The sequence below is a fragment of the Enterobacter cloacae complex sp. 2015409 genome (assembly GCF_041365315.1).
GTDB lineage: Bacteria > Pseudomonadota > Gammaproteobacteria > Enterobacterales > Enterobacteriaceae > Enterobacter > Enterobacter pseudoroggenkampii.
This window is the reverse complement of the sequence record NZ_JBFTVM010000004.1, coordinates 47956-74008: the sequence shown is the minus strand read 5'-3', so window position 1 is coordinate 74008 and position 26053 is coordinate 47956. Positions and strand designations below refer to the sequence as shown.

22 protein-coding genes and 1 pseudogene are annotated in these 26053 nt (G+C 51.3%); 12 read left to right on the top strand and 11 right to left on the bottom strand.

The window, feature by feature from the left end:
• The first annotated feature begins 336 nt into the window (after positions 1-336).
• From ACDO57_RS18295 to ACDO57_RS18280, 4 genes are all read left to right on the top strand, one after another.
• Positions 337-651, top strand: coding sequence for a hypothetical protein (locus tag ACDO57_RS18295; protein ID WP_061714591.1), 315 nt, complete (start codon positions 337-339; stop codon positions 649-651).
• Positions 652-956: 305 nt separating this feature from the next.
• Positions 957-1748, top strand: coding sequence for a hypothetical protein (locus ACDO57_RS18290; protein WP_061714592.1), 792 nt, complete (start codon positions 957-959; stop codon positions 1746-1748).
• 132 nt (positions 1749-1880) lie between these two features.
• On the top strand, positions 1881-2657 hold the full coding sequence (locus ACDO57_RS18285) for an isocitrate lyase/phosphoenolpyruvate mutase family protein (RefSeq protein WP_061714593.1): 777 nt from the start codon (positions 1881-1883) through the stop codon (positions 2655-2657).
• Positions 2641-3687: a bifunctional transcriptional activator/DNA repair enzyme AdaA gene (locus ACDO57_RS18280; protein WP_061714594.1), complete on the top strand. Its 1047-nt coding sequence runs from the start codon at positions 2641-2643 to the stop codon at positions 3685-3687. Before ACDO57_RS18285 ends, ACDO57_RS18280 begins: the two co-directional genes overlap by 17 nt.
• A gap of 301 nt (positions 3688-3988) precedes the next feature.
• Here the strand turns inward: ACDO57_RS18280 and ACDO57_RS18275 are convergent, their stop codons facing one another.
• The 11 genes and pseudogenes from ACDO57_RS18275 to ACDO57_RS18225 all read right to left on the bottom strand — a co-directional run bounded on the left by ACDO57_RS18275 (position 3989) and on the right by ACDO57_RS18225 (position 10047).
• On the bottom strand, positions 3989-4309 hold the full coding sequence (locus tag ACDO57_RS18275) for a TA system toxin CbtA family protein (RefSeq protein ID WP_370884388.1): 321 nt from the start codon (positions 4307-4309) through the stop codon (positions 3989-3991).
• 20 nt (positions 4310-4329) lie between these two features.
• On the bottom strand, positions 4330-4647 hold the full coding sequence (locus ACDO57_RS18270; protein WP_370884387.1) for a type IV toxin-antitoxin system YeeU family antitoxin: 318 nt from the start codon (positions 4645-4647) through the stop codon (positions 4330-4332).
• Between the two features lie 18 nt (positions 4648-4665).
• Positions 4666-4886, bottom strand: a pseudogene (locus tag ACDO57_RS18265) (DUF987 domain-containing protein).
• Between the two features lie 8 nt (positions 4887-4894).
• Entirely contained in the window at positions 4895-5371 is a 477-nt protein-coding gene (locus ACDO57_RS18260; protein WP_370884386.1) for a RadC family protein, read from the bottom strand.
• 15 nt (positions 5372-5386) lie between these two features.
• On the bottom strand, positions 5387-5845 hold the full coding sequence (locus ACDO57_RS18255) for an antirestriction protein (protein ID WP_370884385.1): 459 nt from the start codon (positions 5843-5845) through the stop codon (positions 5387-5389).
• Positions 5846-5922: 77 nt separating this feature from the next.
• Positions 5923-6159, bottom strand: a complete 237-nt coding sequence (locus ACDO57_RS18250; RefSeq protein WP_370884384.1) for a DUF905 domain-containing protein — start codon at positions 6157-6159, stop codon at positions 5923-5925.
• Positions 6160-6237: 78 nt separating this feature from the next.
• Positions 6238-6648 (bottom strand): hypothetical protein, encoded by a 411-nt coding sequence (locus ACDO57_RS18245; RefSeq protein WP_370884383.1) that lies wholly within the window; start codon positions 6646-6648, stop codon positions 6238-6240.
• Between the two features lie 89 nt (positions 6649-6737).
• Positions 6738-7352: a hypothetical protein gene (locus tag ACDO57_RS18240; RefSeq protein ID WP_370884382.1), complete on the bottom strand. Its 615-nt coding sequence runs from the start codon at positions 7350-7352 to the stop codon at positions 6738-6740.
• On the bottom strand, positions 7349-8053 hold the full coding sequence (locus ACDO57_RS18235) for a WYL domain-containing protein (RefSeq protein ID WP_370884381.1): 705 nt from the start codon (positions 8051-8053) through the stop codon (positions 7349-7351). Before ACDO57_RS18235 ends, ACDO57_RS18240 begins: the two co-directional genes overlap by 4 nt.
• A gap of 201 nt (positions 8054-8254) precedes the next feature.
• Positions 8255-9088: a DUF932 domain-containing protein gene (locus ACDO57_RS18230; protein WP_370884380.1), complete on the bottom strand. Its 834-nt coding sequence runs from the start codon at positions 9086-9088 to the stop codon at positions 8255-8257.
• Between the two features lie 95 nt (positions 9089-9183).
• Positions 9184-10047, bottom strand: a complete 864-nt coding sequence (locus ACDO57_RS18225; RefSeq protein WP_370884379.1) for a GTPase family protein — start codon at positions 10045-10047, stop codon at positions 9184-9186.
• 430 nt (positions 10048-10477) lie between these two features.
• Here ACDO57_RS18225 and ACDO57_RS18220 point away from each other — a divergent pair, with 430 nt between their 5' ends.
• The 8 genes from ACDO57_RS18220 to ACDO57_RS18185 all read left to right on the top strand — a co-directional run bounded on the left by ACDO57_RS18220 (position 10478) and on the right by ACDO57_RS18185 (position 25999).
• Positions 10478-11383 carry a helix-turn-helix transcriptional regulator gene (locus tag ACDO57_RS18220; protein WP_370884378.1) on the top strand — a complete coding sequence of 302 codons (906 nt, stop codon included), beginning with the start codon at positions 10478-10480 and terminating at the stop codon, positions 11381-11383.
• Complete coding sequence (locus tag ACDO57_RS18215) at positions 11383-14661, top strand: helicase-related protein (protein ID WP_370884377.1); 3279 nt, start codon at positions 11383-11385, stop codon at positions 14659-14661. Before ACDO57_RS18220 ends, ACDO57_RS18215 begins: the two co-directional genes overlap by 1 nt.
• Positions 14658-15359 carry a DUF4391 domain-containing protein gene (locus ACDO57_RS18210; RefSeq protein ID WP_370884376.1) on the top strand — a complete coding sequence of 234 codons (702 nt, stop codon included), beginning with the start codon at positions 14658-14660 and terminating at the stop codon, positions 15357-15359. The genes ACDO57_RS18215 and ACDO57_RS18210 overlap by 4 nt, the downstream gene beginning before the upstream one ends.
• Complete coding sequence (locus tag ACDO57_RS18205; protein ID WP_370884375.1) at positions 15356-18058, top strand: ATP-binding domain-containing protein; 2703 nt, start codon at positions 15356-15358, stop codon at positions 18056-18058. Before ACDO57_RS18210 ends, ACDO57_RS18205 begins: the two co-directional genes overlap by 4 nt.
• A gap of 75 nt (positions 18059-18133) precedes the next feature.
• The gene (locus ACDO57_RS18200; protein WP_370884374.1) at positions 18134-20083 is read left to right on the top strand and encodes a site-specific DNA-methyltransferase; all 1950 of its coding nucleotides are present in this window, start codon (positions 18134-18136) and stop codon (positions 20081-20083) included.
• Positions 20084-20094: 11 nt separating this feature from the next.
• Positions 20095-23166 carry a type III restriction-modification system endonuclease gene (locus ACDO57_RS18195; RefSeq protein ID WP_370884373.1) on the top strand — a complete coding sequence of 1024 codons (3072 nt, stop codon included), beginning with the start codon at positions 20095-20097 and terminating at the stop codon, positions 23164-23166.
• Between the two features lie 414 nt (positions 23167-23580).
• Positions 23581-24921, top strand: coding sequence for a DUF262 domain-containing protein (locus ACDO57_RS18190; protein ID WP_370884372.1), 1341 nt, complete (start codon positions 23581-23583; stop codon positions 24919-24921).
• Positions 24908-25999 carry a DUF262 domain-containing protein gene (locus tag ACDO57_RS18185; protein WP_370884371.1) on the top strand — a complete coding sequence of 364 codons (1092 nt, stop codon included), beginning with the start codon at positions 24908-24910 and terminating at the stop codon, positions 25997-25999. Before ACDO57_RS18190 ends, ACDO57_RS18185 begins: the two co-directional genes overlap by 14 nt.
• Positions 26000-26053: the final 54 nt, after the last annotated feature.

The following is a 26053-nucleotide window of genomic DNA, read 5'->3' as shown; positions in this document are numbered from 1 at the left end:
CTTTAGGAAAAAACTGTAATGAGATCAATGTGCCCTGATGAGGGGGATTTCGCCTGAGGATTATCCAAAGGATAAAAAGCCTATTTCCGCGAGGGCGGCGAGCGTCAGGAGAATGAATATTATGACGGTTATAGGTCTGTACATGGTGGAGTTCCTTCCGGGTTGAGCGGCTATTCCGTAGCGCTGGGTGGTGTGGGTAATTTTGCACAGGAGGGAGAGAGAGGGTGTTGATATTTGTCAATGTCAGGAGGTTAACAATATCAACTACTGGCCCGTTGGTCGGTTTTTTTGCAAAGACCACAGTATACTGGCTCTGATTAGAAGGAGAGGAATGTTATGGCGATAACAGAAGAAGCGTTGCTTAGGTCGGGTTTCACAAAAGAAGAGCTGCAAAAGCTTAAACGTTATGTGGATACTCAGCATTCGACGCTGGATATTTTGCTTCCTGCGCTTTCAAATCGGTTTAAAGGGACAATCATTCTTTCCGTCGTACTTACGGTTCTGTTCATCCTGGGGGTATGCTTTGCTTCCCGAGAAAATATCATCTCATCATGCATTGCTGTAGTGTTTATCTTTGGTATCTTCTGTTGGATGACCCCCCTCAAATTAACGTATAAAGCCTGGCGTTTTAAGCAGGATTATTATCAATAGACAGCAAGTCAAAAACAATTTTTGCGTTTATGCCATATCCAATGATTTTCATGGTGAGTTTTGGCCGACTCATAGAGTCCATATAATCTCATAAGGACTGCTTTGATGCCTTTACTGGTACGACTATGTTAGTCAGATATCCGAGTAATCGACGATGGTCAGAAATTTCTCCGAATTTACAGGGCAATATAACGCATCGGGAGAACCCTCTTAGGACATTATTGTTCCTGCAAAAAATATCTGGCCTGCCTGTTCACTGCGCGATATCCTGTAATGCTTTGTCTTTTTTGTGAACAGGAAAAAGTATGCTTAGTACGTTACCCGATTTACACAGAAGTTTTGCAGAGCAACTTAAGCTTAAATTTCAGGCTGATTCGCGGATTCACTCCCTTCTCGCTGGCGGCTCGCTTGTTCATGGCGGGTTTGATAAATACTCCGATCTTGATTTTGTCGTTGTGGTAGAGCCTCTCTACTATGACGAAATCATGGCTCAGCGTATTGTGTTCGCCGGAACACTGGGTCACCTGCTCCATGCTTTCACCGGGGAACATGTGGGAGAGCCTCGTCTGCTTATCTGCCTGTATGGTCCCGAACTCCTTCATGTCGATCTGAAATTTGTCACCCTGGAAATGCTCACTCAGCGCGTTGAGGAGGCCGTGGTGTTATTTACCCGTGATAACACCGCTCTGGAGCGCCAACTGGCAAAATTTAGCGCTAACTGGCCTGATATGACGCCGGAGTGGTTTGAGTCCCGAGCCTGGATCTGGCTTCATTACGCGGTGGTGAAACTGGGAAGGGGAGAACTCTTTGAAGCGATAGGCATGCTGGCATTCTTCCGGGAGCAAGTGCTGGGACCTATGCTGTACCGTCGAGCAAATCTACCGCAACGTGGGGTTCGCCGCATCGAATTCCTCAGCATTGATCCTGATGACCTGTTGGCTTCCACGCTGGCAATGCACGATCGTGATTCCGTCAGCATGGCCCTCAGAAAGGCTGTTGATGCTTATATCACGCTGCGGGCTGATGCGCTGCCGGAAAATATCGCAGACGATGCGGCACGTTGGGCGGTTCTTGCCATGCTCGAAGCCAGAACCTGACCTTAAAAGGTTTGGTCTGTTCCGCTCCCCATGTTCAGACGACTTTTGCTAAAAAATGGTCGTCTGAATTTCGGTTGTGAGGTTCTTCCTGAGTGCTTAGATTCATTTTCAATCTATCGAGAGGATATGAATATGAACTTTGCAGAACGCCACTATCAGCATGAGCCTCTTCTTATCGGCAACGTCTGGGATGCCGCCAGTGCTGTCGCAGCGCAAAAAGCAGGCTACCAGGTTCTGGGAACGTCCAGTGCAGCTATAGCGTCCACACTGGGATATGACGACGGCCAGGGAATGCCGTTTGATGAGTTATTTTATATGGTCACCCGGATCCGGGCTGTCAGCAACCTGCCATTGAGCGTTGACATGGAAGCAGGGTATGGTGATTCAGCCGAAGAGATAGCAGACAATCTGCGGCGCCTTGCTCAGACAGGCGTCGCAGGCGTTAACCTCGAAGACAGCCGAGTCATAAACGGGGTTCGTCAGCTTGACGATGCTTCTGATTTTTCCCGTAACCTGAGAGCAGTGTGCAATATGCTGAGAAGGGAGGATTATCGTCTGTTTCTGAATATCCGGACTGACACGTACCTGCTCGGGCATGAAGACGCGTTGCAGGAGACGATATTACGGGGTCAACGCTATAAAGCAGCAGGTGCCGACGGCCTTTTTGTTCCCTGCCTGACGTCAGAGAAAGACATCAGCCTCATAGCAGAGGCAACGGGATTGCCCCTGAATGTCATGTGTATGCCCGATCTACCGTCATTCGACAGGCTGAAACGGGCCGGGGCAAGCCGCATTTCAATGGGCAATTTTGTTCATTCAGCGATGCAGTCAACGTTGACTGATGTCATGCATGCGATCCGAGCGCGTCAGACGTTTGAAGGACTTTTTAGTGATGAAAATAACCGATAAGAATTTATGCGATATCTGGTATCAGGCATTACTTGAACGTTCTTCAGAATATACTGGCGTGTTTTTTGTTGGCGTCAAAACCACTGGCGTATTCTGCATTTCGGTATGCCGGGCGCGAAAGCCCAAACGCGAAAATGTCGAATTTTATAAAGATGCCAAATCTGCCCTGGCGGCTGGCTTTCGTCCCTGTAAGGTCTGCAGGCCCGCTGAAAATGCGCACAGCGCGCCATTATTCGTTGAGCAGGCGCTTGCGCTTGTCAGGCGCGATATTAAATCCCGTGTAGCAGACGCGGAGCTTCGTCAGCATGGCATCAGCCCGGAGCGGGTAAGACGCTGGTTCCTGCAACATCACGGCATCACTTTTCAGGCTTTCCAGCGAATGCAGCGGGTGAACGTTGCTTTGCAGGAGCTGAAAAGCGGACGAGCGGCGACTGACGTTGCGCTGGACAATGGCTATGAATCCCTTAGCGGCTTTGGTTACACCTACAAGCGGCTTACTGGCGCAGCGCCGACTCAGGCAACCCAGGTGATAGTCATTCACCGGTTTACCACGACGCTTGGACCGATGTTTGTCTGCGCGACAGAGCGGGGAGTCTGTCTGCTGGAGTTTACCGATCGCCGGATGTTGGAAACAGAATTCCGCGATATACAGCGTTTATTTAACGCCAGAATCGTCACCGGCGAAAACAACCATACCCGACAGACAGTAAAAGAGATCGACGAGTATTTTGCCGGAACGCGCCGACAGTTTGATCTCGCTTTAGATGCCCCGGGCAGTGATTTTCAACAATCCGTCTGGCATGCGTTGCGTGCTGTTCCCTATGGACAAACTTCACACTATCAGGCCATTTCACTACGGCTTAATAAGCCAAATGCTGTGCGCGCCGTCGCTGCCGCTAACGGTGCCAACCGGATTGCGATTGTGATCCCCTGTCACAGGATAATTGGAAAAGATGGCGCGATGACAGGTTACGGAGGGGGGATTTCACGCAAAGAATGGCTCATTGAGCATGAGAGAAATAATGTTTAATGGCGTGATGTTGCTGTGTCGCCGGGATATTTTATGAACTTCGCGGGACATATTGAGGGTACAAAAAAGCCCGCAGGGCTTGCGCCATGCGGGCTTTCAGGACTTCATCAGTCGACTCTGGTGATCGCCGATGGAGAATTTTGGTGGGCTGGCGGAGTCTGAATTGGTTTTGTAATTATTTGAATTAAATAACCTAAATTCTAATTCAACTTTGTGATGGTGCCTAATGTGGTGCCTAAAAATTTTCTCACCCCTTTTTGCTCAGTAAAGAGGTTGGTTGCGGAAAGAAAACTGACACTACTTAAGTCCTCATTTCCCTCATAGCCCGTCTGGCTTTTAGAATGTCTACAGCAGTAATAAAAGGCGACTGTTCTTGCCAGCTGAACCCCTTACGATCGATGCGAACCAGTTCGTATTTTTCCACCAGAAAATTAACAGCATCGGCTAAAGAGATACCGGCATCGATATGTTCCTTAATCACAGTTTCATCACTGAATGGCGTGTCATTCAGTGTCAGGCCATAGTGCTGATCTAGCAGGCGTGAAAGAAGCGTTTGCCATACGATCACTGGTGACGGGCATGGTTTAGCCGCCCGCAAAGTCGTTGCAGGTAGAGTTTTCATGTTTGTTCTCGTGAATTTAGTTATCGTTGAGTGGGATAAACGGTGATGTATACGTAGCCGCAACTGCCAAGGCTATCGGCTTCGCAGGTAAAACCGTTGTGGTACAGGATGACGCAGTGGGTATGGCGGGGATTCAGTTCATCGGTGGTTAGCATCGACTCCATCTGGCTGATAAAGTGCGGGAATGTTTCATCTAGCTTCCGGCATTCGACGTCACTGAATTTACCGGTGATGCTGGCCCGATCAGCCAGATAATGCAGCCGGTTACCCTCCTGCACAAGGCGGGCTTCCAGGCGCGGCGTGATATCCCGCTGCAGGCCCCATGTGATGTTACTCATTGATAACCTCCTTTATTGTCAGTTCAGGGTAATACTCATCAGGCAGGCATAAGGCCCGTTGCGGTCCTGGCGGCGTTCGGTGTACACAGCCAGGACTCTGTGATATCCGGAACATCCCTGCCGGTGTAATGACAGACGCTACCGTGCCACTGATATTTTCCGGTGCAGTAGCGAAAGATTCGGGACTCAGGATGCTGGCGGTATATCGTCATTGCCCGGGGTTTACTGATAATTTTCATGTAATACCTCACAGCAGACCGTGTTCTGCGAACGAATAGATTTGCCTGCCACCAACAATCAGATGGTCAGGGACACGGATATCCACCAGTTGAAGTACCTGAGTCAGTCGCTGCGTGAGGGCTTTGTCAGCCTGGCTGGGCGTCGCCTCGCCGGAAGGATGGTTATGCGCCAGTATCACCGCCGCCGCATTGAAGTGCAGTGCACGTTTGACCACTTCCCGGGGATGGACCTCGGTGCGGTTAATCGTGCCACTAAAGAGCGTCTCATGGGCGATAAGCTGGTTCTGATTATTCAGATACAACACCCGGAACTCTTCCCGCTCAAGTGCGGCCATATGCAGTCGCAACCACTCCCGAACGGCGTGAGTGGAGGTGAAGGCTACCCCTAGCTCATGCAGGTGCCGCTCCAGAGCCCTGAGCGCCCGCTGAATGAGACGCCGGTCCTGTGGCGTCATCTCGCCGGGTAAAAAGGAGAGCTGTTTCATCCGTTGTTCCTCCGTTCAGTCGATGATACGCAGAATGGCGTGAGCTTCAGGATGCTGCAGGGCATAGTCCCGCAGACGATAATAGTGTGCGGTCATCGCGTCACATTCTGTACGGCAGGCATGTTGGCTGTATTCAATCAGGCAGACAGCGATACCAGCGGCTTCTGCGCTCATTTCCGCACCATTGTCGTTCATGCTGTTAAACAGATGCCATTTATCGCCACTATCAGCATCAGGTGCCATAAACGCGCCGCCATTACTAAGCGTGTAAAAGGACCAGATACCACCACTGTACTCATCACAGAAGCGGTCCATCCAGGCGAAAATACGCGGTTCCAGCGTTATCCACTGCGGGGTAGTGCCAAAGTACAGCGGCCAGAAATCGAGACGCTGTTTGTCAGGTACTGCTGTTGCAGTGAGGTCAAATTGAGGTTCATTAGCGGGTACCAATTCGCATTGAGTTTGTGTCGTCATGGATTTTCTCCGTCAATAAAAACGCCAGCGATGGTGGCTGGCGTATGGGGATATGCAGGAATGATGAATGGGCGTGATCAGCAGGAGGATGCTCTGAGGATGCCATACTGACGGATATAGTGATTAAGTCCTTCACTGGCATCGGTTTCAAAGCTCCACGCCCGCCAGACCATTCGACCGTCAGAGTCACGAACTACCAGGCGGAAGTGACTGCACTGGTCATCTTCTATAGCGACGTTTTGATACCGGCTGGTAATAGCGTCGGCCTGCTGTCGGGTGAAAGGGCCCGACGGCAGTAATTGAGATTCAGGCATTCGGTGCACCATAAAAGCAAAAACCCCCTGACGCAGATGCGTCAGGGGTTTTCAGTTAGTGTTGTTATGCAGATCCAGTCAGAACCCCGTCTGTACCTTACACAGGCGCAAAGTTTTGCTGCCCCGGACAATCTTCACATACAGGGCATTATCTTTTGTGCCACGCACAAACCCGGCCTTTACATCTCCCTTGCAGTCACCACCGACATAAGAGATGTTAAGTCCAGTGTTAAATACCAGGTCAATAACCCCAAAGCTTAAATCTTCACAGGCTGGACCAGGCAGGTCCTGAATCAGGGCAAACTTACGGTCATCGCTGACATCGGTCAACGAGCAGATGGTAGTGTTGATGTCGTTCCCCTGGCACCAGTATTCCTGGCCGGGGTTGTCTTTGTCCATCAGACTTTCCGGAAGCTGCGCGGCACTGGCACTGAAGGCAGCAAGTGAGAGAATGAAAGTAGGGATAACAGCTATTATCATTTTTAGCATGATCTTCTTCCTGAATAAATGGGAACCGGATTACGCCAGATATGCATGTAAACCATCTGGCGTGGTTTAAAACATCTGTAATCAGATCTTCAACAGTTACCGGTTCGGCGGCAGAGTTCAGCCATACTCTCCTTTGCCACCCATTGCTGCAGCTCCCTGTCTTTTTGAGTACGCTTGGCCTCCAGAGCGGCCTGTTGTTTGGGATTGACACAGTTATCAGCCACGACCATTAGGGTGTTCGGTTTAAATTTTGACCGGGCTACTCGCACTGCCTCTGTCGGGTCATCAGTTCCACTCGCTCGCTGCTGTGCTTCGTCAAGCAATGCCGCCTGCGTATCAATCAGAACGAAACCACATGCCTTTCCCTCACCCTGATAGACAGATGTCAAATCTGAGGAAGAACCACTGGCCGTTTTAAGCGACAGTTTGCGTACCGTTTTAGTATTTTTATCGGCTATAAAATAACCTCCGTTGTATCCCTGACGTAGCAGGAATTGCCGGGTCCAGGGATAATTATCGATCACTCTGGCACCATACAGCGCATTGCTAAGGGTATGGTTGTCCAGACCATCAGCTGATTTCCAGCCGTCTGCCTGCATGTATTGCCAGGCCTTAACAGTACCCACAACATTTTCAGCGGCTACAGGCATAATTGTTCCGACGCACAGACTAAGCGCCAGCGTGGTTGCAGTGAATAATTTCATCTTTGCTCCTTATAGGGTGAAAAACCGTCGTCGCCGACAACGAGAAGTGAATGGAAAGTTTGAAAGTGAGGTAAAACCCGAAGAAAATCGGGGTGTGACAACAGATTACGTACCTGTGTATCCGGGACAAAAAGCGCAGGATTGAATGTCACCGTGTGAATATCACCAAGTGTGAAAACCGATATATGTCCTTCATGTTCACCGGTCAGGTACCAGCAGCCGTCGCTGCACACCAGTCGATAGGGGGCCAGACCTGTGCAACGATGACCTTCTGCCAGTAGCGTAACCCGACGGTGTTCAGTGATGGCGCGAATCAGTCGCGTAAAAACTTCACTCCGTGCCTGTGTTCTGGCGTTGGTGCTGTGCCAGATAAGGCAGGGAGATTCGCTGGCACTCAATAGTGAGTTGACCAGCTGGTTGTCTATCTCCGGAAAAAGCGCCTCCACACCGGACTGACGGACGAAGGTCTGCACCGTCAGCTCCCTCTGACGGCTGCCGGACAGCAGACGACATTGCCCGTTACGGAACTCCAGGTCGAGATAGGCCAGACGCTCGCGAAAATCCCGACGCAATGTGCGCACTGACACGCCAAATTCGGCGGCCAGTGTCTGTATGGCCAGCGTTTCACCCGCTACAAGACGGCTGATAATCAGCGACAGGCGGACCGCAAGGCGCTCATGGCGGCGCTCAGACTGAGACATGAGAGGCGTTCTCCACCCTGTTAATGGACTGAAAATTAAGTGATTAGTGTAACGAGAGGGCAGGACAGGATACGGACATCGGAAGCGGTATTTTTTCTGCAGGATGAATGTAATCAGAATGCGGCTTCATAGTCTTTTTGAGGAAAAGCTGCCTGGAAATTAATCAGCGAACGGACAGGAGGTGTCCGCATACTGCCGAAGTTAACACCCGTTTGCCTCAAATCCGAAGAGCATCGCTTCCGCCATCACCCACAGTGCGCGGTTAAGCTTCACATCACCGTCAATACCGCGCACCGCACGGGTATGCGTTCGTCCGCCTTTCGCACTCCGTCCACTGAGCCCGCCCTTAATCAGGTTCTCCTGAATACGCTGGTATGTGGTCCACAGATCATTGCTCTCATCCTGCCAGCGGCGTGGGGAGAGTATCTGAGGTGCTGTCACCGGCTGGTGGTCCTCACCGAAACGGTACGTCAGTGCAGCCTGTGCTAGAGCCTGTTGTGCAGGTGGCGGCAGCATCAGCGATTGCATGGCATCCCGCTTCTCTTCCACATGGTCAAAAATACCCAGCACTTCATACGCCCCCTCAATCACCTGACTCACGACATCTCCTTTGTGCGGCACCCGCACTTCGCCAAACGACTCGCCGCAGACGAGTCCGTTCTGGCATACCGCACGGAATAATCCCGGCAGCATCTGATACGAGCTGGAGCCATCGTGAGAATTGAGCAGAATAATTTCCGGGACCTGTTTGCCGGTAATTTGCCCCTCCCTACGCAGGCGCAGCATGTGCTTTGTATGCTCGCGGCGACTTGGGTCTCTCACTCGGGTCTGGCAGGCAAAGAAGGGCCGAAAGCCTTCGCGCTGCAGACTGTCCAGCAGGGATATGGTGGGTATGTAGGTGTATTTTTCACTACGTGACTCGTGTTTGTCCTCACTGAACACACTAGGTACCGCGCGATACAGCTCTTCACGGGTTAGCGGACGATCACGACGAATAAGGTTTGATGCGCCAAAGCGCGAAGCTAGACGGGTCATAAGCAGACTCCTCATGATGGATAAATAAAAGTAAAAAAGCCCTGCCGCAAAATGGCGGCAGGGCTCAGAAAACTACGGGTTAGAAGGGTTAATGTTCAGAAGAAGATGTTCCAGACTGCGCGAGCGACCGATACCACGATGTCTCGCACAGACTGGATAACTGCTCGAACCGGGGTTGGTATCAGGGGCATGCTGCTTATCGTGTCCAACATCGAGCCGACCGTTTCACCAAAATCGTCACGGGCTTTTTTATTAACGGCATCGGTACGAAGTGGAGCACTAAGCTGTACAGCCACCGGACTACTGGCCTCCCGTGGCAGGCAACGAATCATTCGTTCAGCCATCACCCGCAGCCCCCACTGCAGCCGAACCGACACCGCACATACCGGATGCACGGGCTGGAACAGTTCATGCAGAAGGCTGATTTTTCGGCTGATATTCTGCTTCTGCGCCGTGGACAATTGACCACTACCGCTGGTGGGTTCAGTCTTATCTGACTGGCTGATAATAAACAGCACCTTATGCCGGTAAGCTTCCCCAATCACCTGATGATAAAAGTGCTCATCCACCGCCAGCGCCCGGTCATCAGCCTTAATCAGCCACAGCACCAGATCGAGCCGGGGGAGTTGTTCGCGATACAGTGCAGCATACTCGATATCGCGAGCGCCACTTTCGCCAATTCCGGGCAGATCCACAATGGTCATAAATCGCTCACCGACCTGCAGACGAAAGCGCAATGACTCATGGGTACAGGCCGCGACATCGCTGACCGGGGATACCTCACCAGCAAAAAGGGCATTGCAAAGGCTACTCTTTCCCGCCCCGGTTTTACCCAGAATACCTATCACTGGCTCGTAGTCTGTTAACTGGTTTATTTGCTGCAGAATCCGCTCTGATGCCCATTGTGGCAGACCAGAAAGCGATTGCTGAAATGACTTCAAACCTTCAGAATTGTTCATTACTACTCCTCTGAAAAATAATACAAAAACGGCAGAGTCGTGAGATTCTGCCGTTAATCAGGTATGTTCAGAAGAATGATATATATCTGAAAATAATTTGAATTAAGGTAGGTGACGAGCCACTGCCGCCTGTGCTCTCGGTCCCTGAGTCGTTAGGTAATACTGGTATCGCTCATCCCCAGACCAGAACAGTAGATAAGGGCAAATTGCCTGAGGGGGCTATAGGTCATTGGGCAGCAAGGTTTTATATTTGGATGGCATAAATATAACGGTATAGAAGCATCAGCCTATACGATGACTGTCTACGTTTAAGACATAAATTCTTACTGCTACAATAAGTATTAATATTGATTATCATCAAATTGATGATAATCATGGCACTTTATGGATTACCATATTAAATATCCATTTTTCCCTATGATGATGATTCATGCCTAGTTCCCCTTCTAAGCGGCTTGAAGACTTGAGTTTGGTCCAGCGCGATCGGTTGGCCTACATCGATTTTCGGCTCTACTTCTTCGGTGAGATCGGTCGCCCAGATCTGATTGAGCGCTTCGGTGTGGCTCCGGCAGGGGCGACACGCGATTTGGCTTTATACCGGGAAATTGCACCGCATAACATCACCTTCGATGGTAGCAACAAGATCTATCGCATCGGTCAGGAGTTCTCTCCGTTGTTCGAGCACGCATCGCAGCGCGTTCTGTCGGCGCTGTCTCTCGGTTTTGGTGATGGCGTGAACGGCTCAATGCAGGCGCTGCTACCATGCGAATCCCCCGCACCCCTAAGCATTCCCAAGATGGATGTGTTAGCCACGATTTGCCGAGGGATCCACGCTAAGCGACCCGTCGCCATCCGCTACCACTCGATGAGCAGCGGCGAGTCCAAGCGGGTAATTGTGCCCTTTGCCTTGGTTGATACCGGCCTGCGCTGGCACGTCCGAGCCTTTGATCGCAAGAGTAGAGAGTTTCGGGATTTCGTCATCACCCGCATCGAAGAACCAACATTGCTCGACGAGGAGCCACAGGCCAACGAACGACAGGATAACGACATCCAGTGGACGCGCATCGTCGAGCTGGATTTCGTGCCGCACCCGAGCGTTGAGCGGCCCGATATTATCAAGATGGACTACGGGATGACAGATGGTTCGATCAGGATGCGCGTTCGCGCTGCGGTGGTGGGCTATATGTTGCAGCGCTGGCGGGTGGACTGCTCACTCGATCATTGCCTTCGTGGACCGGAGTACCGGTTATGGCTCAAAGATCATCTCGCAATTTACGGCGTAAAAAATGCCTTGCTGGCACCAGGCTATAGCGCCACTAAGAAGGCTGACTATTAATGGAACTGATCGACAATATCAACCGTCTACTCGGAGACGACCTAAAGGAGACGCTCAAACCTGGTGCTCGCCTGAAGATCGCCGCCTCCTGCTTTTCGATGTACGCGTTTGAAGCGCTCAAAGCAGAGCTGGAAAAAATCGACGAGCTGCAATTCATCTTTACCTCGCCGACGTTTACCGCTAACGAGGCTACAGACAAGATTCGCAAGGAACGCAGAGAATTCCACATACCGAAGGCTGACCGCGAACGGAGCTTGTACGGGAGTGAGTTCGAAATTCAGCTGCGTAACAAACTGACCCAGCGCGCAATTGCAAAAGAGTGCGCGGACTGGATGCGGCGCAAGGCAACATTCAAGTCCAATCGCAGCAAGGCACCGATGCAGCAGTTTACTTGCATTCAGGCTGCTGCCGCAGATACTGCCTACATGCCACTGCACGGCTTTACCGCCGTCGACCTCGGCTACCAGCAGGGCAACGCTGTCTCCAATTTCGTCAACAAGATGGACGAGCCGACATTTACGGCGACCTACCTCAGTCTGTTTAACCAGATCTGGCAGGACCCCGAGAAGCTGGAGGATGTAACGGCGCAGATCTACGACCACATTGCATCCGTCTACCAGGAAAACTCGCCCGAGAGCATCTACTTCCTGATGCTCTACAATATCTTCAATGAGTTTCTGGACGACATCAATGAGGATGTCCTGCCGAACGACCGCACGGGCTATCAAGACACGCTCATCTGGAACAAACTCTTCAATTACCAGAAAGATGCTGCCACCGGGATCATCAACAAACTTGAAAGCTACAGCGGCTGCATCTTGGCCGACAGCGTGGGGTTGGGAAAGACTTTTACCGCGCTGGCCGTGGTAAAGTATTACGAACTGCGCAACAAGTCAGTTTTGGTGTTATGTCCTAAGAAGCTGGCGGACAACTGGCTGAACTACAGCCGCAACCTCAAGACCAACATATTTGCACGCGACCGATTCAACTACGAGGTGCTTTGTCATACCGACCTCAGCCGTACGAGCGGTGAGTCGTTCGGCACACCGCTGAATCGCATCAACTGGGGCAACTACGACCTCGTCGTCATCGACGAGTCGCACAACTTCCGCAACAATGACGTCTATAAGGACAGGGAAACCCGCTACCAGAAGCTGATGAACAAGGTTATCAAAGAGGGAGTGAAAACCAAGGTACTGATGCTTTCGGCCACCCCTGTGAACAACCGCTTCAACGACCTGCGCAACCAACTGGCGCTGGCCTACGAAGGCGACTCCGAAAACCTCAGCAAGAAGCTGCGTACCGGCAAGACGGTAGAGGAGATTTTCCGTGGTGCACAGGCCAGCTTCAATGCGTGGGCAAAGCTTCCATCCGAAGAGCGCACAGCGCGGGCCATCCTGGATTCGTTGGACTTTGACTTCTTCGAATTGCTCGATAGCGTCACCATCGCACGTTCGCGCAAGCATATTCAAACCTTCTACGATACCAAGGAAATCGGCCAATTCCCTGAGCGCCGCAAACCCTTGTCGTTCCATAGCCCGCTCACGCAGCGAACGGATGTGATGAGCTTCAACGAAATTTTCGAGCAGTTGTCTTTACTCAAGCTCGCTGTTTACGCGCCGATCAGCTACATCCTGCCCAGTCGGCTCAAGAAGTACGAGGAAATGTATGACACTCAGGTTGCAGGGAAAGGCAAGCTTAAACAAGTCGACCGCGAAAAGAGCCTGCAGGCATTGATGACGACCAACCTGCTCAAGCGCCTGGAAAGCTCTATTGAGTCTTTCCGCTTGACGCTCAAGTCCCTGCGTGCGAACCACACGAATATGCTGGCCAAGATCAGCACTTTCAATGAGACTGGCGGCCTCAGTGGCATTGACAGCAGAATCAATGACCTCACCGACCAGTTAGAAAACCTCGACGCGGACGACGACCTGCCAAGCGATGGCGACAGTGAGATCGGTGGCAAGGTCAAAATCAGCCTCGCCGATATGGACTTGCCTTCTTGGGAGCACGAGCTGAAGGTTGATCTGGAAATCATTGATGCCTTACTGACGTCGATGAACAAGATCACGGCTGCCGATGATGCCAAACTGCAGCATCTCAAGACACTTGTTTTGGAGAAGATCGCAGCACCGCTGAATCCCGGCAACAAGAAGGTGCTGATCTTCACCGCCTTCGCCGACACCGCTGACTATCTGTATGCCAATTTGGCTCCGGAATTGCTGGCCACACAGACCTTGCACAGTGCGAAAGTCACCGGCAAAGGGGCGCCGAAGAGCACACTCAAGAAGAGCTATGACTTCCAGGAACTGCTCACCCTCTTTTCGCCACACTCGAAAGATAAAGCCATCGTGCTGCCAAATGAGGCGGCAGAGATAGATTTGTTGATCGGCACCGATTGTATCTCTGAAGGTCAGAATCTGCAGGACTGCGACTTCCTCATCAACTACGACATCCACTGGAATCCCGTGCGCATCATCCAGCGCTTCGGCCGTGTGGATCGCATCGGCTCACCTAACAGCAGCATCCAACTGGTTAACTACTGGCCAGACATCTCTCTCGACGAATACATCAACCTGAAGGAACGGGTTGAGAGCCGAATGATGATTGCCGATGTCACCGCCACCGGTGACGACAATGTGCTGAGCGCCCAAGCCAACGATGTGTCTTATCGCAAAGAGCAATTGCGACGTTTGCAAGAGGAAGTGATTGAGCTGGAAGACCTGAAAACCGGAGTGTCGATTACTGATCTCGGGCTCAATGACTTTCGAATGGACTTGCTCAACTATGTGAAGGTCAATGGCGAATTGAGCAACGTGCCAAGCGGGATGCACGCCGTAGTGCCTGCCAAGCCGGAGATGGGCCTGCGCCCGGGTGTGATCTTCACGCTACGCAACCGGAATCCAAGCGTCAACGTCAGTCAACACAACCGCCTGCACCCTTATTACCTCGTCTACATTAATCGCGAGGGGGAAGTCATTCACGATCACACCGAAGTCAAACGTTTGCTGGATCTGGTTCGCACATGCTGTAAGGGACAAGCCCAGCCTATTACAGATGCCTGTCTCTTGTTCAATAAGGAAACGGCTGATGGCCGCAAGATGCAGATGTATTCGGACCTGCTTGGCAAGGCCATCCGCTCAATGATCGAGGTGAAGGAAGAGAAGGATCTGGACAGCCTCTTCTGCAGCGGAAAGACCACCGCGTTGGTCAATACTATCGTCGGACTGGACGACTTCGAACTGATTACCTTCCTCGTGATTCAGGAGGCCGGATGAGTCAGTCTGCGCGATTTGAGTCGAATACCGCCTTCATTAACTATCCGAAGCAGGCTGTCTTTGGTCGTACCCTGCCAAAGAATAAGATCTACGAACACAGCGGCGCTAATACAAGGCTGAAGGACTTGTTCGTCGAGCAGGTGGAGCAAATCGTCTGGCAATACAAGTTGGCCCCAGAAACGGTCAACCTGCCCGCCAGGCCGGGAGTACCAGAGCTTCAGATTTTCTCAATTCAGCTCAAGACATTGGAGCTGAATATGGACGTTTTGCGTTGCATCGATGGTGCGGTGCAGTTTCCCGTCATCTTCGAGCTGAGCTTTGATGAGCGAACAAAGGTGATCGCTGCATACAAACGCCCCAATGAGTCAGACGCCAGTCGTTGGGTCTTGAGTGACTACTTTGCCACAGCCTGGTTGTCGAGTGACTATGAGCGCGCCGCCATGCCCTTAGCACTCGACCTGGGCAGCTTGTATGAGCAGGTGCTTCACCGTCTGATCCCCATGCCTGCGCGCCCACAAGAAACTCTCGCTGACTTGGTTTCACGCGTGGAACTGGTTGCAGCCAAGCAGCGTGAGGTTGAGAAAGCTGCGAGCAGACTTGCCAAAGAAAAACAATTCAACCGCAAAGTAGAGATCAACGCGCACTTGCGGCGGCTCAAAAATGAACTTGAAGAATTGACTGGGAGAGAGAGTGCATGACGCAAAGCCTGAATGAAGAGTCAAGGAAACACATTGAACAATTCGCTGATGAAGCGTTGGCGCAACTCGAAAGCATCGCTGAAACCGCCAAGGGTAAACTGTACGATGGGCGGACACCTGGTTCCGATGCGCTGGCAAACATCAACACAATGACTTCCAGTTCAGCCATACAAAGGCTGGATAAGATCGGTCAGGAGAACCGTGAAAGCTATCAGGTACTAGTGGCGGAGCCTGCCATCGCTCGTGTTGTGGTGGTCGATGAAGAGGGTGAAGAGAAAACCTACTACATCTGCCGCACGACGCCGGTATCGGGCTTCCCCAATTTGGCCAGCTACCGCGCACCGGTTGGACGCTTGGCCTCGTTGGCAATAGGCACAGAGTTCACGCTTCCCAATGGAACCGTCGTTGAGGTTCTTGAGCGAGCCCAGCTTCGGCCCAATGCGCTTGCCGGTGGGTGGGATTCACGCGACACCGTAGTTGAAGCCGAGCATTTTGGGCCGTTCACTATCGAGTCGCTGCGTGCGCTGCTGACCGCGGTTGCGGGAGAAGAAGTCACCGAAGATATTCTTGGCCAATTGCTGGCCGAGGAGTCAGTCAAGGCCAACATCATCGACGGTGTTCGCCGCAGCGTCATCACCAAGATGGGACTGCGTGATCAGCCTATCCTCGATCAATATCAAGATGAGATTTTCCGTCGCCCTATCGACAATCGTCTTTTGATCCTGGGCCCGCCAGGTACAGGCAAGACGACCACCCTGATCCGCCGCCTCGGCCAAAAACTCGACACCGCCTACCTGGATGAAGGCGAACAACGTCTGGTTGAAACAATCGCTTCAGCCCAAGGCATTGCGCACACCAACAACTGGCTGATGTTCACGCCCACGGAATTGCTCAAGCAGTACCTCAAGGAAGCATTTGCGCGTGAAGGTGTTCCCGCCTCGGATCAGCGCATCAGAACGTGGCAAGACTATCGACGCGAGCTGGCCCGAAACGTATTCGGCGTCCTCAGAAGGGCTTCCGGTAGCGGTACCTTTGTTCTGAAAGACGGACTGACCAGCATGACCGATGCCGCACTAGAGCGCCCCATTCAATGGTTTGACGATTTCGATGAATGGCAGCGCAAGGCCTATGTGCAGGAACTGCATGAAGCAGCAACCCTGCTCCACGATGCCAAAACGCCCGACGTCCTAAGTCTCGGCGCACGTCTGCAAGACATCTTGTCGCGCGCGGCCGATGGCGCACTGGCGGCGATGTTTGGCTCACTGTCGGTGGAGATTGCCAAAGTGCAGGCACTCGTCAGCAGCCTGAAGGAAGGCTCGGACGCCAAGATCAAAGCCGCACTCAACCTGCAGCTCAAACGCAACCGAGCTTTTCTGGATGAGTTGGCCCGCATGATCGACAGCCTCCAACAAGGGCAAGCGACTGAAGAGGACGACCAGGACGACCCGGATGCCGATGAAGAAGAAGACATCACAGCATCCCGCACAGGCCGTACCTCGGCGCTCAATGCCTACATGCAAGCGGTACGCGCCCAAGCCCGGGCAGCAGCATCCAAGCGCACAGTCAGCAAAACCTCTCGCAATGGCAAAATCATCGAGTGGTTAGGGGAGCGTAGTCTGACAGAAGCGGATCGCGTTGAGGTGGGTGCAAGTCTTCTGGTGCAGGCCAGTGCACGCCGCTTCGTTAATCCGGTCAAGCGCTACCTCGAGGGCATCCCGAAGCGCTACCGTGCATTCAGGCGCGAACGCCAACCGGCAAACACCTGGTATCGCCACGAAGGCTTTGAGGCGCGCGACATCCACCCCCTGGAGTTGGACATAGTACTGCTTGCGATCTTGCGCGCCGCAGGCGACCTGCTCAGTCGGCCCAACGTTCAGCGCGACATAGATAGTCCCGCGTGGTCATCGCTCCAGCCCATTCTGGGGCATTACTGCAACCAGATCCTGGTGGATGAAGCCACTGACTTCTCGCCCATCCAGCTGGCGAGCATGGCGGCGCTGACGCATCCGCGGCTGCGCTCATTTTTCGCCTGTGGCGACTTCAATCAACGCCTGACCACCTGGGGCGCACGCTCCGCCGACGACTTGAAGTGGGTTTTCGCCGATTTCGATATCAAGGAGATCACTGTCTCCTATCGGCAGAGCAAGCAACTGAACGATTTGGCCCGCGCCATGATCCGCGCTGTCGGTGGCACCGAGCAAAACGCCAGCTTGCCAGCGCATATGGACAGCATGGGCGTTGCGCCGGCCTTGCTGGAGCACGCGACCAACGCAGAAACCATTGTCGGTTGGCTGGCTGATCGCATTCGCGAGATTGAGCGCTTTGTCGGCCAGTTGCCATCCACCGCCATTTTTGTGAACACCGAGGACGACGTTGCTCCGTTGGCCGACGCGCTGAATATCACCCTAGCCGAGCACAACATCCAGGTCATTGCTTGTCGAGAGGGCCAGGCTGTGGGGCAGGAAAGCAACGTGCGCATATTCGACATCCAGCACATCAAAGGCCTGGAGTTCGAGGCGGTGTTCTTTGTCAGCATTGACCAGCTTGCCACACTGCATCCGGCGCTATTCGACAAATACCTTTACGTCGGCACTACCCGGGCGGCCACCTACTTGGGTGTGACCTGCCAGGGCAGCTTGCCCTCCGCCATCGAAAGTCTGCGCCCGCACTTTTGCCAGGACTGGCAACAAGGCGACTGAACCTGCAAATACGAATTCGAATTGTGAGCCGCTATGCCTTTTCTATAAAAATCATAGCGACCAGAGGAAAAGAACATGGAAAAGCTAAAAATGCATTCACCCAATCTCACGCAGGACAACATCGCCCGCATTCGCGATCTGTTTCCTGGCTGCGTCACCGAAGCCAAGGGCGAGGACGGCAGCGTGAAGTTGGCAGTGGATTTCGACCAGTTGCGGCAAGAGTTGGCCGAGTCGATTGTGGAAGGTCCACAGGAACGCTACCACCTGAACTGGCCGGGCAAGCGTGAAGCCTTGCTTACGGCCAACGCGCCGATTGCCAAAACGCTGCGCCCTTGCCGCGAGGAGAGCGTGGATTTCGATACCACGAAGAACCTATTCATCGAAGGCGATAACCTCGATGCATTAAAGCTGCTGCAGGAGAACTACCTCGGTAAGGTCAAGATGATCTACATCGATCCGCCTTACAACACTGGCAAGGATTTCATCTACGAAGATGATTTCAGTTCAGATGCTGAGAGTTACTTGATGAAATCCAATCAAGTCAATGCGACCGGAGACCGTTATGTTGCGAATCTAGAGACAAATGGACGGTTTCACTCGGACTGGATGTGCATGATTTATGCGCGGCTACGTCTCGCTCGCAACCTTCTTTCGGATGACGGGGTGATATTCATATCGATCGACGACAATGAAGTCGACAACCTTCGGAAAATGTGCAGCGAAATATTTGGCGAAGGAAACTTCATTGCGCAGATGGTCTGGGAAGGGGCAAACAAGAACGATGCTAAACAAATCGGCGTGTCTCATGAATACGCCTTGGTGTATGCAAAGAATCGGGATGCGGTTCCGCGAAACTGGAGCATTCGGAAGGAAGGAGTGGAGGAAGCGCTAGCTGAAGTTGCTCGTCTGAAGAGCAAATATGGTACAGATTACGAGTCTGCATCGAGAGATTTGGCAGGGTGGTTCCGCTCTATGAAGGCAAAGCCTGTTTTTGGGTTGCGCCGGTTTAGGTACATAGATGCCACGGGAGCGTATAAGGAGGACGATCCCACGGCACCAGGAGGACGGCGCTTCCAACTCGTCAACCCGAATTCAGGTGAGCCGATTCCCCTGCGTCGCAATCGTGGATGGAGCTTCGATCAGAACGAATTCAATCGACTGGTTGAAAAAGGGCGTGTTAGCTTTATTACGCCCACCAGCATCATGATTCGGCGTTATCTCCATGAAACAGATTCGCTCACCCCTCCCAGCGTTTTCTATCAGCCGGCACGATCGGCATCGGAACGCCTTGCGTCGCTACTGGGTTCAGGCATTTTCGATTATCCGAAGGATGAGACAGTGATTGCCAAATTCGTCGAAATGGCGACGACGGGGGCTGATGATGACTGCATCGTTATGGATTTCTTCGCTGGATCGGCAACCACTGCACACGCTGTATTACAGTTGAACGCAGAGGATGGAAAGCGACGGCGGTTCGTGCTCGTTCAATTGCCGGAACCTTGTCTCGATTCATCCCCTGCGCAGGAGGCAGGCTACAAAACGATTGCCGATCTCTCTAAGGAGCGCATCCGACGAGCTGCCCACGCCATTCACTCACAAGGATGGCGCGGTGACGGAGGGTTCCGTGTCCTGAAACTCGACACATCTAACATGGCCGACGTTTACTACGCGCCCGATGCGCTGGACAAAGCCAAGTTCGACCTGTTCGTTGACAACATTAAGGCCGACCGCACTCCCGAAGACCTGCTATTCCAGGTGATGCTGGATTGGGGTATCGATCTAGCGTTGCCCATTGCCAAGCAGTCCATCCAAGGTAAGGACGTGTTCTTTGTCGATGGGAATGTGCTTGCAGCCTGCTTCGACGCCAGTGGCAGCATTGACGAAGCCTTTGTGAAGGAACTAGCCAAGCAGCAGCCGATGCGTGTGGTGTTCCGCGACGCGGGCTTCAATAACAGCGCGGTCAAGATCAACGTCGAGCAGATTTTCAAGCTCTTGTCGCCCGTCACCGAAGTGAAGTGTATCTGAGGGCGCGCGCAATGAAACTTAAATTCAAACATCAGCCCTATCAGGCTGCCGCCGTGCAGGCGGTAGTAGATATTTTTCAGGGGCAGCCACCGGCATCTGATTCGGCCACGAGCTATCGCCTTGACCCTGGTAATACCAAAAACGGCATGGGTGATCTGTTTGCGGTAGATACCGGTTTTAAAAATGCTGAGCTAAACCTCAGCGAGGTTGCCTTGTTTGACAATATCCAACAGGCGCAGCGCCAGCAAAACCTGCCGTTGTCGGATAGCTTGGTCAAGACCAAGGTCGCCAGGCTAAATCTTGATATCGAGATGGAGACGGGTACTGGCAAGACCTACTGCTACATCAAGACGATCTTCGAGTTGAACAAACAGTACGGCTGGAGCAAGTTCGTTATAGTGGTGCCAAGCATTGCTATCCGCGAGGGCGTGGCCAAATCGCTGGAAATCACTGCCGAACACTTTCTGGAGACCTACCACAAGAAGGCTCGTTTCTTTATTTACAACTCTAAGCAGTTGCACCATCTGGAGAGCTTCTCCTCCGATGCCGGTATCAATGTCATGGTGATCAACGTACAAGCATTTAACGCCACCGGCAAAGATAACCGCCGCATCTATGAAGCGCTTGATGATTTTCAGTCACGTCGCCCGATCGATGTGATCAGCGCAAACCGACCCATCTTGATCCTCGATGAGCCGCAGCGGATGGAGGGGGGCAAGACGCTGGATTCCTTGGCTAATTTCAACCCGTTGATGGTGTTGCGCTATTCCGCTACCCACAAGACCACACACAACAAGATCCACCGTCTGGATGCGCTCGATGCCTACAACCAGAAGCTGGTGAAGAAGATTGAGGTGCGCGGTATCTCGGTGAAGGGACTGGCGGGAACCAGTGCCTATCTCTATTTACAAGCCATCGAAATCTCAAGCAAAAAACCGCCAGTCGCGGTTGTGGAGTTCGAACAGAAACTCAGCGGAGGAAACATCAAGCGCGTCACTCGCAAACTGTGCAAGGGTGACAATCTATTTGTGCTATCGAACGAGCTGGATCAATACCGCGATGGGTTTGTGGTATCGGACATCAATGCTAATACGGACATCTTGAGCTTTACCAATGGCATAGAGTTGACGGTGGGTGATGCGACTGGAGATATTTCTGAGATAGCGCTGCGTCGCATTCAGATCCGGGAGACGATCAAGGCGCACTTTGATAAGGAGATGGAGCTCTTTGATAAAGGGGTGAAGGTTCTCTCGCTGTTCTTTATCGACGAAGTAGCCAGGTACCGGGACTACTCCGCTGCCGATGAAAAGGGAGAGTACGCAAAAATCTTTGAAGAGGAGTACGCTAAGCACCTTCAAGAAGCGTTTGATAATGGGTTTATGCAGGGGGATACCCCTTATGCTAAATACCTACGCCACATTGCGGCAGATAAGACGCATAGCGGCTACTTTTCCATCGACAAGAAGAGCAAGCGCCTCACCGATCCCAAGACCGTTGCGCGCGGTGAAAATGCGGGCTTGTCGGATGACGTAGATGCTTACGATCTGATCCTCAAAGACAAGGAGCGGTTGTTATCATTAGCTGAGCCGGTGCGTTTTATCTTCTCACATTCGGCCTTGCGTGAAGGCTGGGATAACCCGAACGTGTTTGTGATCTGCATGCTCAAGCATAGTGATAACAACATATCACGCCGCCAGGAGGTCGGGCGTGGCCTGCGTTTGTCCGTCAATCAAAATGGTGACCGCATGGATCACCCGTCCATTGTTCATTACATTAACGTACTGACAGTCGTGGCCAGCGAAAGTTACAAGGACTTCGTGACCGCCTTGCAGAAGGACATTAGTGACTCCTTGTCTGCTCGTCCGCGTGTGGCGGACAAGGCCTACTTCACGGGCAAGATGCTGAACACGAAGGAAGGCACGATTACGGTATCGGACGACCAAGCCACGGACATTGAGTTTTATCTGATCCAGAACGGCTACGTCGATAAGAAGCGCAATATCACGGAGAAATACCACCAAGCTAAGAAAGACGGCACGTTAGAGGCATTGCCGGACGAGCTGCAGCCCTATGCAGAGCAGGTATTCCAGCTGATTAACAGCGTATTCAGCGAAAGCCAGCTCATGCTGGTAGAAGATGGACGCAAGCCCAAAAGACTGCAGACCAACGCCAACTTTGAAAAGCAGGAGTTCAAGGCGCTGTGGGGGCGAATCAATCGTAAAGCTACCTATAGCGTACTGTTTGATGATGTTGAGCTAGTGAACAATGCGATCAAGGTGCTCAATGACAAGAATGCTGGGTTGCGAGTGACGCCGTTACAATACACCATTCACCGTGGCGAGCAGGCTGATACGGCAACTTACGATGACCTCAAAAAGGGTAATGCCTTCGAGCTGAAAGTTACCGAAACAGAATCGCACAACGCTTCCATCCACTCCGCTGTGCAGTACGATTTGATTGGCAAGTTATCAGAGGGAACTTTGCTTACAAGACGAACCGTTGCCGAAATTCTAAAAGGTCTCAATGCTGACGTCTTCGCCCAATTCAAGAGCAACCCGGAAAGTTTCATTGCCGAAGCCATTCGCTTGGTCAACGAACAAAAGGCCAATGTCATAATCGAGCATCTGGCCTATGACACGCTAGAAGACAAGTTTGATTTGGACATCTTTACCACGGGTCAGAGCAAACAGGATCTCAGTAAAGCTGGGAATAAATTGCAAAATCACATCTATGATTACGTGCTTACCGACTCTGCGATTGAGCGCAAGTTCGTCGAAGAGTTGGATACCAGCAAGGATGTGGTGGTATATGCCAAGTTGCCACGTGGTTTTCTGATCCCAACCCCTGTCGGCGATTACAACCCCGATTGGGCCATTTCCTTCAAAGAAGGCTCGGTCAAGCATGTGTATTTCGTTGCTGAGACCAAGGGCTCGATGTCGTCACTGGATTTACGGCCTATTGAAGCTACCAAGATTAAATGTGCCCGTAAGTTCTTCGATGAGATCAATAAGAAGTTTGCTCCAGAAAACGTGAAGTATGACATCGTGGATAGCTTCGGTAAGCTGATGGAAGTGGTGAAGTAGGACGCTAAGGATTGGCCATGTGGTGGGGAGATTATGGCGTACACAAATTGCCACCTATACACATGGCCACATCTGAGCTTTCATCCGGCATCTATTGTTTGCGTTTGTAATACGGCGTTAGTTCTCATCTGAGAACGGCCGTGTAATGCTTTGAGGTAAGATACTTAGCTACGATTAGCTTATCTGAGCGCGCGAAGCAGCAGACTGATCCAGTGTCTGAGGAACATGCAGTTATCGGCAATATTAGCATGACGATAATGGGCGGCTTAACGTTTATCTTCGAATTTGAATCCGCCTAAAACAAAAAGGAAATGAGCTAATGATCCTCAGGGATACGCGAAAAACTTGTCAACGAGCCAACCAGAATACCCAACTCCAACCAGCAAATGCGATTGTTGAGCAGGCATTGTAGTCATGGGAACTGTATCCTATCAGGTAAAAAAAACCGGGATGCTGCTAGAGCAGCGCCTCACTATTCCGTCATACCAGCGCCCCTACAAATGGCAACAAAAACACGTCAATCAATTAATTGATGATGTGTTAACCCACCAAAATAAACAGAGCTATCACCTTGGGACTGTGGTGTTGCATCGGGATAAGTTAAATCCCGCTTATGAAGGTGAGCTCGATATCGTTGATGGTCAGCAGCGCCTTCTGACCTTAACCTTGCTTTGCTCAGTGCTCGATCAGAGTGGTGAGTTTTCAACGCCTCTGCTGGAACAATCTTTTGCTTCAAGGACTAGCATCAATAATCTTGAGCACAATGCCAAAGTCATTGAGAACCGCCTTGTGGGACTAAATGATAACGAGCGCAAATCAATACTTCACTTCGTGTGTAACAAGTGTGAACTGATCGAAGTGACGCTCGATGATTTGAGCGAAGCCTTTCAATTTTTCGACTCACAAAATGCCAGGGGCAAGGCTCTCGCGCCCCATGACTTGCTAAAGGCATACCATTTGCGCGAAATGATGGATGCCACAGAGCAAGCGGAACGACTACATCACGTTAGCCTGTGGGAGCAGGGTGTCAGTCCGGATGATGAATCCGCAAACCTTCCCCTCATTATGGGCGAGTATTTGTTCCGCCTGCGCCGATGGCTGGATGGCGATTATGGCGTTCAGTTCAGCCGCCACAATCTTGAGGTGTTCAAAGGCGTCAACCTCTCCACCTCTGATTACAACTATCTGCAGTCTCTGCTCGCCGTGGATTTTGCAGTTGAGCACTACAATAACGCCCCTATCAGGAAGTGGGACAAGCAGCATAAACCTTATCCGTTTCAGGTTAATCAGTTAATAATTAACGGAAAGCGATTTTTTGAGTATATCCAGCACTACAAATCCCTGCATCACACCCTATTTGAAGGTGACAACGCGCTGCTTGGCAATTTCTTAAAAAAACATACCCGTTACGTTGGCAGTTTACGCAAAGGGGATATGTATATTAAAAATCTCTTTATGTGTGCAGTGATGGCCTATTACGATAAGTTTGGCGATAAAGAATTAATTCAAGCTGCAATAATCTGTTTTTGTTGGAGTTACTACTTGCGCTTGCAATATCAAAAAATCGGTATGGACAGTGTTGATGGCTATGCGCGTGATCCCCGAGGACTATTGAGAGTGCTCGATAAGGCGATCCACCCACAACAAGTCCTACGCTTTCAGCCAAAGCGTTGCATAAACATTCGTTTTCAAAATGCCAAACCCGTAGAAAATTCAATCGCTCAGATGCTGGGAGATGTACATGCCACTGAGTAACGATTTAGCCTTGCTGACCATCGAACAGTTATTCAGCGCTAATAGCCATTATGTTATCCCTATTTATCAGCGTAACTACGCCTGGGGCGCGCAGGAGATTGAACAGCTCATTCAGGACATTGCCGATGCTGCTGAAGCCCTTAAAAATGCAGAGCAACAGGAAGACGCGAAATACTATCTGGGCAGCTTGGTGGTATATGTCCGAGATGGCGCTGATAGCGCACACCAAGGCGTAATAGTCTATGAAACGATTGATGGACAGCAAAGGTACACAACGCTGTCGATTTTGCTCGCATACTTAAAAAAAGTTGCTTGCTGCAGCGAACAAGATTTATCCCTGCTTCACCTAAATCTCGACTTTGACAGCCGTCCTAAATCAGCCCGAACGCTAAATAACCTGTTTCAACAGGTTCAGAGCAATGATCCTGAAGAACCCTCAATCCGAGCGGCATTTACTATTATTGAACGCTACTTTGAGAAAGAGAATATCGACATCAACAACTTTTGCCGATATCTACTCCAGCACGTCACTATTTTGCGGGTTCCGGTGCCAACAGGGACTGATCTCAACCACTACTTTGAGATCATGAATAACCGTGGTGAACAGCTAGAGAAACACGAAGTGTTGAAAGCGAATTTGATGTCAGTTTACAACGCTGATACTGCCGCAAGAAACGGCTTTTCTGCCATATGGGATGCCTGCGCAGATATGAACCGATATGTGCAACTGAGCTTTAGCTCAGAGGCTCGCAAAGCATTATTTGGTGAGCAGTGGTTAGGATTTCCGGCGAGTTTTGAGGTAATAAAATGCGCGATAGAAACTAATCGTGATACAGACGAAAAGCTGACTATACGGGATATTATCGAAAGACGACGCATTCATCACACTGGTGACAACGATGAAAAAGCAAAAGAGCAGCGTTTTGATTCGATTATCGATTTCTCCAACTTCCTACTGCATGTACTAAAAGTGACAGTGGATAATGACGTGTCTTTGGACGATAAAAAGCTACTTCAGGCATTTGAAATCATAAAAAATGACCGAAAAAAATCACCCAGTTTGCTTTTAACTTGCTGAATTTTAGGGTCTTGTTTGATCGCTATATCATTAAGCGCGATCAGGCTGAGAAGT

What these genes read in the sequence shown, in the direction of transcription:
- ACDO57_RS18295 (WP_061714591.1), top strand. Translation starts at nt 337, where the DNA reads ATGGCGATAACAGAAGAAGCGTTGCTTAGGTCGGGTTTCACAAAAGAA.
- ACDO57_RS18290 (WP_061714592.1), top strand. Translation starts at nt 957, where the DNA reads ATGCTTAGTACGTTACCCGATTTACACAGAAGTTTTGCAGAGCAACTT.
- ACDO57_RS18285 (WP_061714593.1), top strand. Translation starts at nt 1,881, where the DNA reads ATGAACTTTGCAGAACGCCACTATCAGCATGAGCCTCTTCTTATCGGC.
- ACDO57_RS18280 (WP_061714594.1), top strand. Translation starts at nt 2,641, where the DNA reads ATGAAAATAACCGATAAGAATTTATGCGATATCTGGTATCAGGCATTA.
- ACDO57_RS18275 (WP_370884388.1), bottom strand. Translation starts at nt 4,309, where the DNA reads ATGAAAACTCTACCTGCAACGACTTTGCGGGCGGCTAAACCATGCCCG.
- ACDO57_RS18270 (WP_370884387.1), bottom strand. Translation starts at nt 4,647, where the DNA reads ATGAGTAACATCACATGGGGCCTGCAGCGGGATATCACGCCGCGCCTG.
- ACDO57_RS18260 (WP_370884386.1), bottom strand. Translation starts at nt 5,371, where the DNA reads ATGAAACAGCTCTCCTTTTTACCCGGCGAGATGACGCCACAGGACCGG.
- ACDO57_RS18255 (WP_370884385.1), bottom strand. Translation starts at nt 5,845, where the DNA reads ATGACGACACAAACTCAATGCGAATTGGTACCCGCTAATGAACCTCAA.
- ACDO57_RS18250 (WP_370884384.1), bottom strand. Translation starts at nt 6,159, where the DNA reads ATGCCTGAATCTCAATTACTGCCGTCGGGCCCTTTCACCCGACAGCAG.
- ACDO57_RS18245 (WP_370884383.1), bottom strand. Translation starts at nt 6,648, where the DNA reads ATGCTAAAAATGATAATAGCTGTTATCCCTACTTTCATTCTCTCACTT.
- ACDO57_RS18240 (WP_370884382.1), bottom strand. Translation starts at nt 7,352, where the DNA reads ATGAAATTATTCACTGCAACCACGCTGGCGCTTAGTCTGTGCGTCGGA.
- ACDO57_RS18235 (WP_370884381.1), bottom strand. Translation starts at nt 8,053, where the DNA reads ATGTCTCAGTCTGAGCGCCGCCATGAGCGCCTTGCGGTCCGCCTGTCG.
- ACDO57_RS18230 (WP_370884380.1), bottom strand. Translation starts at nt 9,088, where the DNA reads ATGACCCGTCTAGCTTCGCGCTTTGGCGCATCAAACCTTATTCGTCGT.
- ACDO57_RS18225 (WP_370884379.1), bottom strand. Translation starts at nt 10,047, where the DNA reads ATGAACAATTCTGAAGGTTTGAAGTCATTTCAGCAATCGCTTTCTGGT.
- ACDO57_RS18220 (WP_370884378.1), top strand. Translation starts at nt 10,478, where the DNA reads ATGCCTAGTTCCCCTTCTAAGCGGCTTGAAGACTTGAGTTTGGTCCAG.
- ACDO57_RS18215 (WP_370884377.1), top strand. Translation starts at nt 11,383, where the DNA reads ATGGAACTGATCGACAATATCAACCGTCTACTCGGAGACGACCTAAAG.
- ACDO57_RS18210 (WP_370884376.1), top strand. Translation starts at nt 14,658, where the DNA reads ATGAGTCAGTCTGCGCGATTTGAGTCGAATACCGCCTTCATTAACTAT.
- ACDO57_RS18205 (WP_370884375.1), top strand. Translation starts at nt 15,356, where the DNA reads ATGACGCAAAGCCTGAATGAAGAGTCAAGGAAACACATTGAACAATTC.
- ACDO57_RS18200 (WP_370884374.1), top strand. Translation starts at nt 18,134, where the DNA reads ATGGAAAAGCTAAAAATGCATTCACCCAATCTCACGCAGGACAACATC.
- ACDO57_RS18195 (WP_370884373.1), top strand. Translation starts at nt 20,095, where the DNA reads ATGAAACTTAAATTCAAACATCAGCCCTATCAGGCTGCCGCCGTGCAG.
- ACDO57_RS18190 (WP_370884372.1), top strand. Translation starts at nt 23,581, where the DNA reads ATGGGAACTGTATCCTATCAGGTAAAAAAAACCGGGATGCTGCTAGAG.
- ACDO57_RS18185 (WP_370884371.1), top strand. Translation starts at nt 24,908, where the DNA reads ATGCCACTGAGTAACGATTTAGCCTTGCTGACCATCGAACAGTTATTC.